This is a genomic window from Kitasatospora sp. NPDC096204 (assembly GCF_044763205.1).
Taxonomy (GTDB): Bacteria; Actinomycetota; Actinomycetes; order Streptomycetales; family Streptomycetaceae; genus Kitasatospora.
In genome coordinates this window covers 56,632-69,873 of record NZ_JBIWFT010000021.1, presented here as the reverse complement: position 1 = coordinate 69,873, position 13,242 = coordinate 56,632, and the positions used below count along the sequence as shown (strand labels likewise).

Sequence of the window (13,242 nt, the reverse complement as noted above, 5' to 3'; positions counted from 1 at the left end):
GACCCGCTCGCCCTCTCGCCTCCCGCCCCCCGCCGGGAGGCGCCCCCGGCCCCACCGGGCCGTGCCCCGGCCGGCGCAGCCGGAAAGCCCGGCCGCCCCAGTAGACTTCCGGGGTGGCCGGGCGGATCAGGGACGAAGACGTACAGGCGGTGCGCAGCGCACTGCCGATCGACGCGGTGGTCGGCGACTACGTACAGCTGACCAACGGTGGCGGCGGCGAGTACAAGGGCGTCTGCCCCTTCCACGACGAGAAGTCCGCCTCCTTCTACGTGAACCCCGCCAAGGGCGTCTTCCACTGCTTCGGCTGCCAGGAGAACGGCGACACCATCGCCTTCCTGATGAAGATCGAGCACTTCACCTTCGCCGAGGCCGTCGAGCGGATGGCCGCCCAGGCCGGCATCACCCTGCGCTACGAGGAGGGCGGCTACAGCCCGCGCCACCAGCAGGGCGAGCGGACCCGGCTGGTCGAGGCGCACAAGGTGGCCGCCGCCTACTACCGGGAGCAGCTGGCCTCGCCGGAGGCGGAGATCGGCCGCCGCTTCCTGGCCGAGCGGGGCTTCGACGAGGACGCCGCGGCGGCCTTCGGCGTCGGTTACGCCCCCGTGGGGTGGGAGCACCTGGTCCGCTACCTGCGCGGCAAGGGCTTCACCGACAAGGAGATCCTGCTGGGCGGCCTCGCCTCGCAGGGCCAGCGCGGCGGTCTGATCGACCGCTTCCGGGGCCGGCTGGTCTGGCCGATCCGGGACATCGCGGGCGAGGTGGTCGGCTTCGGCGCCCGCCGCCTGCGCGAGGACGACAACGGTCCCAAGTACCTCAACACCCCCGAGACGCCGATCTACAAGAAGTCCCACGTGCTGTACGGCATCGACCTGGCGAAGAAGGAGATCGCCAAGTCGGGCCGCGCGGTGGTGGTCGAGGGCTACACCGACGTGATGGCCTGCCACCTGGCCGGGGTCACCTCGGCGGTGGCCACCTGTGGCACCGCCTTCGCCGAGGACCACATCAAGATCATCCGCCGGCTGCTGATGGACACCTCGCAGTACCGGGGCGAGACCGTCTTCACCTTCGACGGCGACGCGGCCGGGCAGAAGGCCGCCCTGCGCGCCTTCGAGGACGACCAGAAGTTCGCCGCCAAGACCTCCATCGCGGTCAGCCCGGGCGGCATGGACCCGTGCGAGCTGCGCCTGGCCCAGGGCGACGAGGCGGTCAAGCACCTGATCGACAACCCGGTCCCGCTGTTCGAGTTCGCACTGACCTCGGTGGTGGCCCGGCACCGGGTGGACACCGCGGAGGGGCGTTCGGCGGCGCTGGAGGAGGCGGCCCCGATCGTCGCCAAGATCAAGGACCGCTCGATCCAGCACGAGTACGCCGTCCGGCTGGCCGGCATGCTCGGCATCCTGGACGAGCAGTTCGTCGTCCGCCGGATCTCCCAGCTGGCCCGCTGGGACCGCGAGCGCCAGCAGAACCCGCGCGGCGCGGCCGCCCAGCGCCGCCCCGAGCCGGTCCAGCCGCAGCGCCCCGCGCAGCCCGCCTTCCGGCTCAACCCGCGCGACCCGGCCCAGTTCGTCGAGCGGGAGCTGCTCAAGCTGGCGCTCCAGCACCCGGACCTGGTCAGCCCGGCCTTCGACCACTACGGCGACGACGAGTTCCCGACCCCGCCGTACACCGCCGTCCGGCAGGCCATCGCCAAGGCCGGCGGCGCCGCGTACGGGGCGACCCTGCCCGACTTCACCAGCGCGGTGCGCGAGGCGTCCCCGGACGACCGGGTGCGCTCGCTGGTCACCGAGCTGACCGTCGAACCGGTGCGCTCGCGCCGCAAGGCGGACGCGATCTACGCGGGGGAGTTCCTGGTCAAGCTGCGCCGGTTCGCCGTGGACCGGCGAATCGAGGAGGTCCGGGTCTACCTTCAACGGCTCGGCCCGCGACCCGACCCTGAGCAGCAGATCGCGGTACAAACTGAGCTTTTCCAGCTCCAGCAGTACAGCGATCTACTGAAGACCCGGGGTGCGGCGGCGCTGTAGCGCCTCCCGCGGACCACCACGGGAACCGCGCGCAGAAAGTCGGCGCACGAGTCTCGGCCACGGAGTGTGGCGTACCGCACACTGGAGGGCGTCCCACCTCCGTACAGCGCGGGTCCGCCAGAGTCGCGCCCGCCCCGAGGGGATGCCCGTGGAGCAAGGCGTCGTCGCAGCGACCACCACCAGTACGAGAGCGAACCCGGCCGGGCGGCAGGGGGCCGGGGAGCAGGAGACCCACCACGGCCGGGCCGGGGCGGCGCCCCCGGACGGTGCCCGGGTCCCTGCCCAGGGACTGCCGGAAGGCCACCCGGACGGCCCGGACGGCCCGGACCCAGGGCCGGGGTCCGAACCCGGGTCCGGACCCGGGGCCGAGCCGGGCTTCGACGCGCGGGCCGGGGCCGAGGACCCGGACGAGCGCCGCGGGCCCGTCGACGACACCGGGCCGGCCGCCGACCTGCTGCGCCAGTACCTGCGCGAGATCGGCCGGATCCGGCTGCTCACCGCCGAGGAGGAGGTCGAGCTGGCCCGCCGGGTGGAGGCCGGCGTCTTCGCCGAGGAGCGGCTGGACGGCGTCCCGCCGCCGTCCGACCCGCTGGCCGGCGAGCTGGACGCCCTGGTGGTGCGGGGCCGGATCGCCAAGCGCCGGCTGATCGAGGCGAACCTGCGGCTGGTGGTCTCCGTGGCCAAGCGTTACGTCGGCCGCGGGCTGACCCTGCTGGACCTCGTCCAGGAGGGCAACCTGGGCCTGATCCGGGCGGTGGAGAAGTTCGACTACACCCGCGGTTTCAAGTTCTCCACGTACGCGACCTGGTGGATCCGGCAGGCGATGAGCCGGGCGCTGGCCGACCAGGCCCGGACGATCCGGGTGCCGGTGCACGTGGTCGAGCTGATCAACCGCGTGGTCAGGGCGAAGCGAGCCCTGCTCCAGGAACGCGGCCTGGAACCGACGGCGGCCGAGATCGCCGCCACCCTGGAGCTGACCGAGGAGCGGGTGCGCGAGCTGCTCCGGCTGGCCCAGGAGCCGATCTCGCTGCACACCCCGGTCGGCGAGGAGGACGACGTCGCGTTCGGGGACCTGATCGAGGACGCCGACGCCGCCTCGCCCGCCGAGTCCGCGACCTTCCTGCTGCTGCGCCAGCACCTGGAGGCCGTCCTGGCCACCCTGGGGGAGCGTGAGCGCCAGGTCGTCCAGCTCCGCTACGGGCTGGACGACGGCCGCCCGCGCACGCTGGAGGAGATCGGCGCGGTGTTCGGCGTGACGCGGGAGCGGATCCGCCAGATCGAGTCGAAGACCCTGGTCAAGCTCCGCGACCACGCCTACGCCGAGCAGCTGCGCGGCTACCTCGACTAGGAGGCCGGCTGGGACGGGCCCGCCGACTCGGTGGGGCCCGCCGCCTGGGACGGGCCCGCCGGCTCTGCGGGAGTCACCGGCTCGGAGGGAGCCGCCGGTTCGGTGGGAGCCGCCGGTTCGGTGGGCGCCGGGGCGGCCGGCGTGGCCGGGGCCGGGGTCGTGGGGGCGCCCGCGCCGGCACCCGGCGGGGGAGAGGCCGCTCCGATCGGGATCGGGGTGGAGGCCACCACCGCGGCCAGGTCGGCGACCACCGCGGTGCAGTCGTGCCCGGCCGGCTGGTACCCGCAGACCTGGAAGGTGACGGCCGGGTCCGCCGCGTTCAGCATCGGCGAGTAGTTGTCGTAGCCCCAGTGGATGAGCGCCGTCTCGCTGTCGCCGTTGCTGTCGGTGATCGTCGCGTAGTCCTTGGGCTGGCCCTCGGTGATGGCCGCCCAGGCGGCCCGGCAGGTCTGGCTGTACCGGAGGTAGACGACCACCTTGCCGATCACCTGGGTCTGCAGGGTCCGGGCGTCCTTGCCGCACCCGGTGGTCTTCGGGTCCTTGTGGGCGCAGCCGACGCCCTGGCAGGCCGGATCGCTCTTGGCGGTGGCGGCGGCGGAGGGTGACACGGCCGGTTCGGCGGCCGCCGAGGCCTGCCCGTCGTGCCGGTTGAACCGCAGGCCCACCAGGACCAGCAGCAGCGCCAGCACGGCCGCGCCGGCGAGCAGCGCCGCGGGGCGCCGCCACCAGGCGACCGGGGCGGGTCCCGGCTCCGGCCCGGACACCGCTGCCTCGTCGGCGGGTTCCTCTGCGGGGGCTTCCCCGGGAGCCGCCGGGTGCTCCTCGGCGACGGCCGGCCGCTCCGGGCCTCCGCCCTCGCTCTCGCTCTCGCCTTCGCCCTCGGCCCCGCCCGGGCCCGGGGCCACTGCCGGGGCCACCGTCGTCGGCTCCGCCACCGCCCGGCGCCACAGCGCCCGCAGCGTGGCCCCGTCGCAGTCGACCGCCCCGACCAGCGCCTCCAGCGCCTGCTCGGTGACGATCCGCTTGCCGTTGAGCCAGCGCTCCCAGGAGGCCCGGCTGTAGTGCGTCCGGGCGGCCAGCTCGGACAGCGAAAGCCCGGCGGCGTCCTTGATCGTCCGGAGCTCCTCCGCCAGGCGTCGGGCGGGCTCGGTCAGCTCCTCGGGCAGCTGCTTCCAGGCGGAACCCACTGCGGCGCTCCAAACTCGAGAAACGGGGGGCGGGGGACGGGTGGGCGACGGGTCCGGGCCCGGGCCGTCCGGCGTCCGCGCTTCTCAAACCTGACCGGCCTGCCGTCCCAAACCCCAGGTCACGGCGCTGAGACGGACGGAAGTGTCTCACAACCCCCGGAGGCGCTCGAACATTCACGTGATCGTCGTGCAGAGTTCTCTGGCCGATGCGGTTCGCCCGTCGGCGAACGGTTCGGACACCGATCGACGATCCGTCGTCGGTCCGCATCCGGTCCCGGTCCCCCACCGGGCCGGGGCAGCCTCGCGGGGGGAGGCTGCCCCGGCCCGACCGGGACGCTCCGGCGGGGAGGGCGCTTCACTGCCCCTCCCCGCCGTGACCTCTCCCCGGGCGCGCGGACGGGGTGTGCGGACGGGTCCTGCGGACGGGGTGCGCGGGCGGGGAGGGCGAGCGGTCAGTGGTGGAAGCCCGACCGGGGCGCTACTCCGAGCTCCTGGAGCGGGACGGGCTGGCGCCGCAGCTCCGGCAGCAGCCGGTCGAGGTCGGTCAGCAGCAGCTCGGCGAGGTCCCGGGAGAAGCCGTTGCGGCAGACCACCCGGAGCACCGACAGGTCCTCCCGGTTCGCCGGGAAGGTGTACGCGGGCACCTGCCAGCCGCGCTCGCGCAGCCGCCGGGAGACGTCGAACACGTCGAACGGGAGGCCCTCCTCGGTGGTGAAGGCGAACACCGGCAGCTGGTCGCCCCGGGTCAGCAGCCGGAAGCCGTCCAGCTTCTCGATCCGCCCGGCCATGTAGGTGGCGACCTCGCGGCAGGCGCCCTGGACGGCCTGGAAGCCCTCCCGGCCGAGCCGCAGGAAGATGTAGTACTGGGCGACCACCTCGGCGCCGGGGCGGGAGAAGTTGAGGGCGAAGGTCGGCATCTCGCCGCCCAGGTAGTTGACCCGGAAGACCAGTTCCTCCGGCAGCGCCGCCTTGTCGCGCCAGAGCGCCCAGCCCACGCCCGGGTACACCAGGCCGTACTTGTGGCCGGAGGTGTTGATCGAGGCCACCCGGGGCAGCCGGAAGTCCCAGACCAGCTCCGGGTCGAGGAAGGGCGCCACCATGCCGCCGGAGGCGCCGTCCACGTGCACCGGGACGTCGATGCCGGTGCGCTCCTGGAAGGCGTCCAGGCCCGCGCAGATCTCCGCGACCGGCTCGTACGAGCCGTCGAAGGTGGATCCGAGCACGCCGACCACACCGATGGTGTTCTCGTCGCACAGTGCGACCGCCTGCTCGGCGTCCAGGTGGAAGCGGGTGCCCTCCATCGGCGCCAGGCGCGCCTCGACCTCCCAGAAGTTGCAGAACTTCTCCCAGCAGACCTGTACGTTGGCGCCCATCACCAGGTTGGGCCGGGCCCCGGCGGCGTAGCGGTCGGCGTTGCGGTGCATCCACCGGCGCTTGAGCGCCATGCCGGCCAGCATGCAGGCCTCGCTGGAGCCGGTGGTGGAGCAGCCGATCGCGGCGTCCGGGTCGGGGGCGTGCCAGAGGTCGGCGAGGATCGACACGCAGCGCCGCTCGAGCTCGGCGGTCTGCGGGTACTCGTCCTTGTCGATCATGTTCTTGTCGAGGCACTCGGTCATCAGGCGTGCGGCCTGGGCCTCCATCGAGGTGGTGACGAAGGTCGCCAGGTTGAGCCTGGCGTTGCCGTCCAGCATCAGCTCGTCGTGGACCAGCTGGTACGCGGTGTCGGCCGTGACCGGGCCCTCGCCGAGCCGGTGCAGCGGCGGGGCCAGCTTCATCGCGCCCAGCGGGTCCGCGATCGTCGGGTACGGGCCCATGCTCAGCCGGCGGTCGCCGCCGGCCCCCTTGTGCAGCGCCATGGCGTCCTGTCGTCCTTCGCGTCGGTGGCCGTGTCCCGTCCCACGCTGCCACCGGCCACCGGGTGACGCATCTTCACGGGCTGGTTCGAGCCAGGGGCGGGCCGGCCCCGTCCGGGGTCAGGCCGCGGCCTCCGGGTGGATCTGGTCGCGGGCGGCCCGGTACTGCTGACGCACCGCCGAGCCGATCGCCAGGTCCTGCTCCCCGTCGGGCTCGACGGTCTCCGCGTCCGGCAGCTCCCAGGCCGGCGGCTCCGGGGTGCCCGCCAGCGCCCAGGCGGCCTGCCGGGCGGCCCCGCGGGCGGCGTGGGCGCCCGGCGGCGGCACCACGACCGGGACGCCGAACAGCATCGGGGCGATGTGCCGGACGGCGGGCAGCCGCCCGGCGGTGCCGAGCAGGAACACCCGCTTCACCGCGACGCCCCGGGCGCGCAGTACGTCGAGGGCGTCGGCGATGTTGCACAGCATGCCCTCGACGGCGGCCCGGGCCAGGTGCTGAGGGGTCATCGCCTCCGCCCGAAGGCCGGTCAGGGTGCCTGCCGCGTGCGGCAGCGCGGGGGTGCGCTCGCCGTCCAGGTACGGCAGCAGCACCAGACCGTAGGCACCGGGGGAGGAGTGCAGGGCGAGGTCGCTGAGGCCCTCCAGGTCCCGGCCGAGCAGGGCGGCGGTGGAGCGCAGCACCTGGGCGGCGTTGAGGGTGGCGACCATCGGCAGGTGCCGGCCGCTGGCGTCGGCGAAGGAGGAGACCAGACCGGAGGCGTCCACCACGGCCTCCTCGTGCACCGCGAAGATCGTCCCGGCGCTGCCGAGCGAGACCACCGCGTCGCCCGGGCCGAGGCCCAGGCCCAGCGCGGCGGCCATGTTGTCCCCGGTGCCGGCCGAGATCAGCAGACCCTCGGGGGTGTGCCCGGCGGGCTCCGCCGGGGGCAGGACGTCGGGCAGCCGGAGCTCGTGGCCGAGCGCCAGCTCCACCAGGTCCTGCCGGTACTCGCCGGTGATCGGCGACCAGTAGCCGGTGCCGGAGGCGTCGCCGCGGTCGGTGGTGCGGCGCCTGGGGTGGCCGAGCAGTTGCCAGACCAGCCAGTCGTGCGGCAGCAGCACCTCGGCGACCCGGCGGGCGTTGGCAGGCTCGAACTCGGCCAGCCAGCGCAGCTTGGCGATGGTGTACGTGGGGGCGGGCACGGCGCCGATCGCGGCGGTCCAGGCGGCCGCGCCACCGAAGGCGTCCAGCAGCTTGGCGGCGGCGCCGCTGGAGCGCGGGTCGTTCCACAGGATCGCGGGCCGGACCTGCACCCCGCCGGCGTCCAGGCCGATCATCCCGTGCTGCTGGGCGCTGACCCCGATCGCCCGGACACCCTCCAGCAGGCCGCCGGTCGCGGCGTCGCCGAGCGAGTGCAGCCAGACCTGGGGGTCGGCCTCGCCGGGGCGCAGGTCCTGGTCCTCGGGGACGGGATGGGGCGCCTTGCCGGAGCGCAGGACGGCACCGGTGTCGGCGTCGCACGCCACGATCCGGGTGCGGTTGGTCGAGCTGTCTATCCCCGCGACGATGGCCATGCCGAGATCATGCCTCAGCCGGGCCCGGGACGCGTCCGGGCCGGGCGGGCCGTTGCCGCTTCGCGACCCCGGGTGGGGTTTCGCTTCGCCCTGTGGTCACCGTCCCGTCACGGACGGGAGGTAGGACGCCGGGGACGTGTGTCACGTGACACACGTCCCCGGCCCGCCGTCACGGGCGGAACGTGCCCCAGCCGTCGTCCTCCGTCCGGGACCGGTTGAAGTACGGCACCCGGTCGGTGACGGCGTTCGGCAGCCGGTCGCCGACCCGGTCCGCGACCGCGCCGGCCGCCTTCCCGGCCACCGCTCCGGCCTGCTGCCGGGCCCGGTCGGTCGCGCCCTGGACCGCGGGGTTCCGGGCGATCTGCCGGGTGACCTTGGCGATCTGTTCGTAGCGCTGGCGCCCGGCCCGCGAGCCCAGGACGTAGCCGGCCGCGAAACCCGCGGCCAACGACAGCTTCCACATGATCGGATCCACCCTCTCCTGGCGGCTTCTGCCGCATTGCCCTACCCGTCAGTCGGGACGGCGAACCGTCCGCGCCCCAGCATCCCCGCCCCCGCCGGCGGGCGCGCGCGGGGCGCGCCGGGCGGCAGCTGGGCGGCAAGCCGGGAAAGCGATTGGCGGACCACCCCCCCGAGTGCGCTAATGTATGTCCCGCAGCGAGCGCCGAGGAGCCCGGGAGACCGGGAGCCGGAGCGGAAGCCGATCCCCCATAGCTCAATTGGCAGAGCAGCCGACTGTTAATCGGCAGGTTATTGGTTCGAGTCCAATTGGGGGAGCTCGGGAGAAGGTCCCCTCGGGATCCTGCTTCCCGTCCGTGGTACGGAAGTTCAGTGCCGCGATCCCGCATAGCTCAATTGGCAGAGCAGCCGGCTGTTAACCGGCAGGTTATTGGTTCGAGTCCAATTGCGGGAGCTGCACCGGGTCCGCCCGGTGACTGCTCAGAGCGAAGGCCCCTCGGTCGACCGGGGGGCCTTCGTGTTTCCGTCCTCCGGTTTCGCGGAGTGACGTACGCGACACCGCCCCCGGCGGGCTGCCGGGTCAGGTGGTCGCCTTCCGGTAGAGGTCGGCGACCCGCTGGTCGAAGGCGACGCTGTACGAGGTGCCGGGGGTGTCCCCGCCCTCCTGGTAGCCGCCGATCACGCCGACCACCGCGCCGTTCCCGGTGACCCACGGGCTGCCGCTGGTGCCGTCGGTGTAGCCGCCGCAGTCGAAGCGCTCCTGGGTGGGGCTCTGCGAGCTGGTCCGGACCGCGCAGGTGATCGGCTCGTCGCTCTCGTTCGGGTAGCCGGTGACCGAGACGGACAGCCCGAAGCCCTGGCCGGTGCCGAGCGGGTTGCCGCCGACCGCGTCCTCGATCTGCCGGCCCTCGAGCGCGCCCACCGTGACGAAGGCCACGTCGTACTCGGGGTCGCCCTCGGCCGCCCAGCGCGGGTCCACCGTGATCGCCTTCACCGGCCAAGTCCCGTACGGGGTGAACCCGTTGCGGTAGCCGGGGGTGAACACCAGGCCGTCCAGCAGGCCGATCCGCCGGCTCTGCACGCAGTGCGCCGCGGTGACCAGCAGGTTGCCCCGGGGGCTGTGCACCACGCTCGCGGTGCAGGCCCGCGGGCCCTGCGCGGTGCGGATGGAGAGGGTGCCCACCCGGTCCCCGGCCGGGCTCTGCCGCGCCACCTCGGCGGTGGGCGCCCCGTCCTGCCCTCCGCACGCGGTGCCGGCGGCCAGCAGCAGGGCGGCCAGCGCGGCCGTTCGAGCCGTGCGCGCGGGCCGGGCCGGGCGGGAGGCCATCGGGGCTCCGTCTCGTTCCTCGGGGCGGGCACCGGGGCCGTGCGTTCCGCCGTTCGTGAGGAAGATCTACCAGGCCGCGCCCGGCGGCGCCACTGCCGCGTGTCGGGCCCGCCGCCGGTCAACCGGTGGCGCGGTCGTACAGGGCCTGGACGCGGTCGCCGAAGTAGCTGCTGTACGAGGTGTCCGGGCTGTTGCCGCCCTCCTGGTAGCCGCCGATCACGCCGACCACGGTGCCGGTCCTGGTGGCCGGGTCGAAGTCGGTGACCCAGGGGCTGCCGCTGGTGCCGCCGGTGTAGTCGGGGCAGTCGATCCGCAGCTGGGTGGGGCTCTGCTGGGTGGTGGTGTTGGAGCAGGTGATCGGGACACCGCTGCTGCTCGGGTAGCCGGTGACCTTCACCGGGAGCCGGTAGCCCCGGTTGACGCCGAGCCGGTTGGCGCCGAGCACCTGTTGGACCTGCAGCCCGTTCTGCGCCTGGACGATCGCGAAGGCGACGTCCACGTCCGGGTCGGCGTGGTCGCTCCAGCCGTCGTCCACGGTGACGGCCAGCAGCGGCCAGACGCCGCTGGGGGTGTCGCCGTCGCGGTAGCCGGGGACGAAGACCAGGTCGCTGCGCCGGCCGAGCCGGGGGTCCCAGACGCAGTGGGCGGCCGTGACGACGAGGTTGAGCCCGGCGCTGTCGACCACGCTGGCGGTGCAGAAGTGGTCGCCGTCGGCGTTGCGCGTGAACACCGCGCCGACCAGGCCGTTGAGCACGGTGGGCTTGGCGGTGCGGGTGACGCCGGTGTGCCGGTCGGCCGCGCTCCTGAGCCGCTGCCGGTTCCAGCCGTGGCTGTCGGTGGAGGCGGCGGTGGGCGGTGCCGAGGTGACGGTCGGTGTGCTCCCGCCCGGCCCCGCCGCGGTGGTGCAGCCCGCCGCGGCCAGCACCAGCGCGAGCGCCGCGGCCGCCGCTCCCCTCCCACGTGTCGTCATCCGCCCAGGCTGCCCCGGAAGGACGCCCCGCCGCCACCCGGGCTGCGCCGACCGGGAGTCGAGCGCCGTCGCGCACCCAGCTGCGCCCCCGGCGCGCACCACGGGTGATCGACCGGCTATGCTGCCCGGGACGGCCTCGCTGGGGCCGTCTGCTGCTGCCGTGCCGACGACCGGCGCGTGCGGCGAACCGGGGCGGTAGCTCAGCCGGTTAGAGCAGGGGACTCATAATCCCTTGGTCGTGGGTTCGAGTCCCACCCGCCCCACCTTCTCGATGTACGACGAGCGTCGTACGGGTCTTTCGCGGGCGGGCCGCCGAGCCGGAGCTCCGCCGCCCTTCCACCGCCTGCGACGTCGCAGAGTCTAGGCCGCGACCACTCCCTTTCCCGGGTGGCGCGCCGGAATTCACCCGCCCGTGGGCATCGGCCCCGGCCCTCCCTGACGCCTGTCCGCCGCCTCCCCGCGGCGCCCGTCACCCCTTCCCCGTCGCCGGACGCTGGCGCCGTGCGCGCAAAAAGTGATATCACTTTGACAGCTGAAGCGGGCACCCGCGCAGCGGACATCACCATTGGGGGGAGTCGGTCCCATGACCACACCGCGTTCCACCGTCGAGGACGGCCCTGTCCTGGACCTCCCGGTCCCCAAGTTCACCGAACGGGCCATCACCGGGGCGGCCGGCCTGCCGGTGCTCGGCGGCACCCTGCTCGGCCTGCTCGCCGGAATCGGCTCGTTCGTCGTCGGCGCGGCCCAACTGACCGTGAAGACCAACGGGTTGGGCATCGCCCTGGTGGTCGTCGGACCGCTGCTGGTGCTCGGCTCGGTGCTGCTGATGTGCGGGCTGACGGTGGTCTCGCCCGGCCAGGCCCGGGTGGTCCAGCTGCTCGGGCGCTACCGCGGCACCGTCCGCGCCGAGGGCCTGACCTGGCTGAACCCGTTCACCAGCCGGCGGCGGATCTCCACCCGGATCCGCAACCACGAGACCGAGACCACCAAGGTCAACGACGCGGACGGCAACCCGATCGAGATGGCCGCCGTGGTGGTCTGGCAGGTCGAGGACACCGCGATGGCGATGTTCGAGGTGGACGACTACGCCGACTTCGTCGCCATCCAGACCGAGACGGCCGTACGGCACATCGCCACCAGCTACCCCTACGACGCCCACCACGAGGGCCAGTTGTCGCTGCGCGACGGCGCGGACGAGATCGCCCGCAAGCTCTCCGCCGAGATCTCCGCCCGGGTCGCCTCGGCCGGGGTGCGGGTCATCGAGTCCCGGATCACCAGGCTCGCGTACGCTCCGGAGGTCGCCCAGGTGATGCTCCAGCGCCAGCAGGCCGGGGCCGTGGTCGCGGCGCGCAGGCTGATCGTCGAGGGCGCCGTCGGTATGGTCGAGGAGGCGCTGGACCGCCTCGCCGAACGCGATGTCGTGGAGCTGGACGAGGAGCGCAAGGCCGCCATGGTGAGCAACCTCCTGGTGGTGCTCTGCGGCGACCGCGGCACCCAGCCCGTCGTGAACACGGGCTCCCTCTACCAGTAAGGCGAGGCCTTGGCGACGGAACGGAAGAAGATCCTGTTGCGACTGGACCCTTCAGTTCACGACGCGCTGGCCAGATGGGCCGGGGACGAACTGCGCAGCACCAACGCACAGATCGAGTTCCTGCTCCGCCGCGCCCTCACCGACGCGGGCCGGATGCCCAGCGGCGCGGCCCGGCTTCCCCGGCGCGGCCGCCCCCCCAAGGAGAGCCCGGAGAGCGGCGAGTCCGGCGAGGACTGACCGCGGTCCGGTGCTCGGAGAACCTTCGGAGACCGAGATGGACCTGCCCGAGAACCTGCCCGAGAAGCTGTACCTGCTCGCCTACGACCCGCGGCGCGAGCGCACCACCCGGAACTCCTCGCTCAACCTGCTGCTCCAGGCGGCGGCGCTGACCGAGCTGCTGCGCCGGGGCCTGCTGTACGAGGAGGGCCGCAAGGCCGTCGCCCGGGCCCGCGGCGGCGCGGCCGAGAAGGGCCTCGACCCGTACAGCGCCCGTCTGTTGGGCCAGATCAGGGAGAGCCGACCGCACAGCTGGAACTCCTGGGTCGGCCGCGCCAGGAGCACCGGCCGCGACCAGCCGGTCCGCCGGGTCCGGGACGGCCTGGCGGACTCCGGCCGGCTCACCCTCCGGTCGCACCGGGCGGCCGGGCTGTTCCCGGTGACCCTGGTCACCCTGGCGGACCCGGGGGTCCGTGAGGCGCTGGAGGCCTCCGTCACCGGGGCGCTGACCGGGCCGCTCAGCCGGGTCGACCCGGCCGACGCGGCGATGACCGCCCTGGTCGCGGCGGGCCGGCTCGGCTCGGTCCTGAACGGCAGGCAGCGCCGGGAGCACCGCGGCCGGATCGTGAAGCTGAACCCGGCGGCCGGCCCGGTCCCGCGCGCGCTCGGCACGGCGCTGGCCTGGCGGATGGCGGGCCACGCGGCGGAGAGCGCGGCCCTCGGCTGACGGGCCCTCCACGGGGGAGACGGCCCGCGAGGGGGCCGCGGAGCCCGGT

11 protein-coding genes and 3 tRNA genes are annotated in these 13,242 nt (G+C 74.0%); 8 read left to right on the top strand and 6 right to left on the bottom strand.

All coding sequences use genetic code 11. From position 1 onward, the window contains the following. Nucleotides 1-113: 113 nt before the first annotated feature. A complete protein-coding gene (gene dnaG / locus ACIQ87_RS23235) occupies nt 114-2,021 on the top strand; it encodes a DNA primase (protein WP_402409683.1) in 1,908 nt (635 codons plus the stop codon). Between the two features lie 142 nt (nt 2,022-2,163). Further along, nucleotides 2,164-3,369 carry an RNA polymerase sigma factor gene (locus ACIQ87_RS23230; RefSeq protein WP_402409681.1) on the top strand — a complete coding sequence of 402 codons (1,206 nt, stop codon included), beginning with the start codon at nt 2,164-2,166 and terminating at the stop codon, nt 3,367-3,369. Here the strand turns inward: ACIQ87_RS23230 and ACIQ87_RS23225 are convergent. From ACIQ87_RS23225 to ACIQ87_RS23210, 4 genes are all read right to left on the bottom strand, one after another. Then, nucleotides 3,366-4,556: a DUF2690 domain-containing protein gene (locus ACIQ87_RS23225; protein ID WP_402409679.1), complete on the bottom strand. Its 1,191-nt coding sequence runs from the start codon at nt 4,554-4,556 to the stop codon at nt 3,366-3,368. The genes ACIQ87_RS23230 and ACIQ87_RS23225 overlap by 4 nt on opposite strands. 452 nt (nt 4,557-5,008) lie before the next feature. Then, nucleotides 5,009-6,412, bottom strand: a complete 1,404-nt coding sequence (locus ACIQ87_RS23220; protein ID WP_402409677.1) for a glutamate decarboxylase — start codon at nt 6,410-6,412, stop codon at nt 5,009-5,011. Nucleotides 6,413-6,529: 117 nt separating this feature from the next. After that, nucleotides 6,530-7,963 (bottom strand): FGGY family carbohydrate kinase, encoded by a 1,434-nt coding sequence (locus ACIQ87_RS23215; protein WP_402409675.1) that lies wholly within the window; start codon nt 7,961-7,963, stop codon nt 6,530-6,532. Nucleotides 7,964-8,132: 169 nt separating this feature from the next. After that, entirely contained in the window at nt 8,133-8,429 is a 297-nt protein-coding gene (locus ACIQ87_RS23210; protein WP_402409820.1) for a hypothetical protein, read from the bottom strand. Between the two features lie 238 nt (nt 8,430-8,667). On the opposite strand from ACIQ87_RS23210, the gene ACIQ87_RS23205 reads away from it, so the two are divergent. Continuing rightward, nucleotides 8,668-8,740: transfer RNA gene (locus ACIQ87_RS23205), tRNA-Asn, on the top strand. A 63-nt stretch (nt 8,741-8,803) separates the two neighbouring features. Beyond that, a tRNA-Asn gene (locus ACIQ87_RS23200) sits at nt 8,804-8,876 on the top strand. A 126-nt stretch (nt 8,877-9,002) separates the two neighbouring features. Here the strand turns inward: ACIQ87_RS23200 and ACIQ87_RS23195 are convergent. Next, nucleotides 9,003-9,749 (bottom strand): trypsin-like serine peptidase, encoded by a 747-nt coding sequence (locus ACIQ87_RS23195; protein WP_402409673.1) that lies wholly within the window; start codon nt 9,747-9,749, stop codon nt 9,003-9,005. 118 nt (nt 9,750-9,867) lie between these two features. After that, complete coding sequence (locus ACIQ87_RS23190; RefSeq protein WP_402409672.1) at nt 9,868-10,719, bottom strand: trypsin-like serine peptidase; 852 nt, start codon at nt 10,717-10,719, stop codon at nt 9,868-9,870. Nucleotides 10,720-10,908: 189 nt separating this feature from the next. Between ACIQ87_RS23190 and ACIQ87_RS23185 the strand changes: the two genes are divergently transcribed. The 4 genes from ACIQ87_RS23185 (at nt 10,909) to ACIQ87_RS23170 (ending at nt 13,193) form a co-directional block, all read left to right on the top strand. Then, nucleotides 10,909-10,982 (top strand) — tRNA-Ile (locus ACIQ87_RS23185). Nucleotides 10,983-11,302: 320 nt separating this feature from the next. Continuing rightward, complete coding sequence (locus tag ACIQ87_RS23180) at nt 11,303-12,250, top strand: SPFH domain-containing protein (protein WP_402409670.1); 948 nt, start codon at nt 11,303-11,305, stop codon at nt 12,248-12,250. Nucleotides 12,251-12,259: 9 nt separating this feature from the next. Continuing rightward, nucleotides 12,260-12,487: a hypothetical protein gene (locus ACIQ87_RS23175; protein WP_392869752.1), complete on the top strand. Its 228-nt coding sequence runs from the start codon at nt 12,260-12,262 to the stop codon at nt 12,485-12,487. A gap of 37 nt (nt 12,488-12,524) precedes the next feature. Then, nucleotides 12,525-13,193, top strand: coding sequence for a GPP34 family phosphoprotein (locus ACIQ87_RS23170; RefSeq protein WP_402409667.1), 669 nt, complete (start codon nt 12,525-12,527; stop codon nt 13,191-13,193). Nucleotides 13,194-13,242 lie beyond the last annotated feature (49 nt).

Bases quoted from the DNA above. Each gene is read 5' to 3' on its own strand.
- ACIQ87_RS23230 (WP_402409681.1), top strand. From the start codon at position 2,164: ATGCCCGTGGAGCAAGGCGTCGTCGCAGCGACCACCACCAGTACGAGA.
- ACIQ87_RS23220 (WP_402409677.1), bottom strand. From the start codon at position 6,412: ATGGCGCTGCACAAGGGGGCCGGCGGCGACCGCCGGCTGAGCATGGGC.
- ACIQ87_RS23215 (WP_402409675.1), bottom strand. From the start codon at position 7,963: ATGGCCATCGTCGCGGGGATAGACAGCTCGACCAACCGCACCCGGATC.
- ACIQ87_RS23195 (WP_402409673.1), bottom strand. From the start codon at position 9,749: ATGGCCTCCCGCCCGGCCCGGCCCGCGCGCACGGCTCGAACGGCCGCG.
- ACIQ87_RS23190 (WP_402409672.1), bottom strand. From the start codon at position 10,719: ATGACGACACGTGGGAGGGGAGCGGCGGCCGCGGCGCTCGCGCTGGTG.
- ACIQ87_RS23180 (WP_402409670.1), top strand. From the start codon at position 11,303: ATGACCACACCGCGTTCCACCGTCGAGGACGGCCCTGTCCTGGACCTC.
- ACIQ87_RS23170 (WP_402409667.1), top strand. From the start codon at position 12,525: ATGGACCTGCCCGAGAACCTGCCCGAGAAGCTGTACCTGCTCGCCTAC.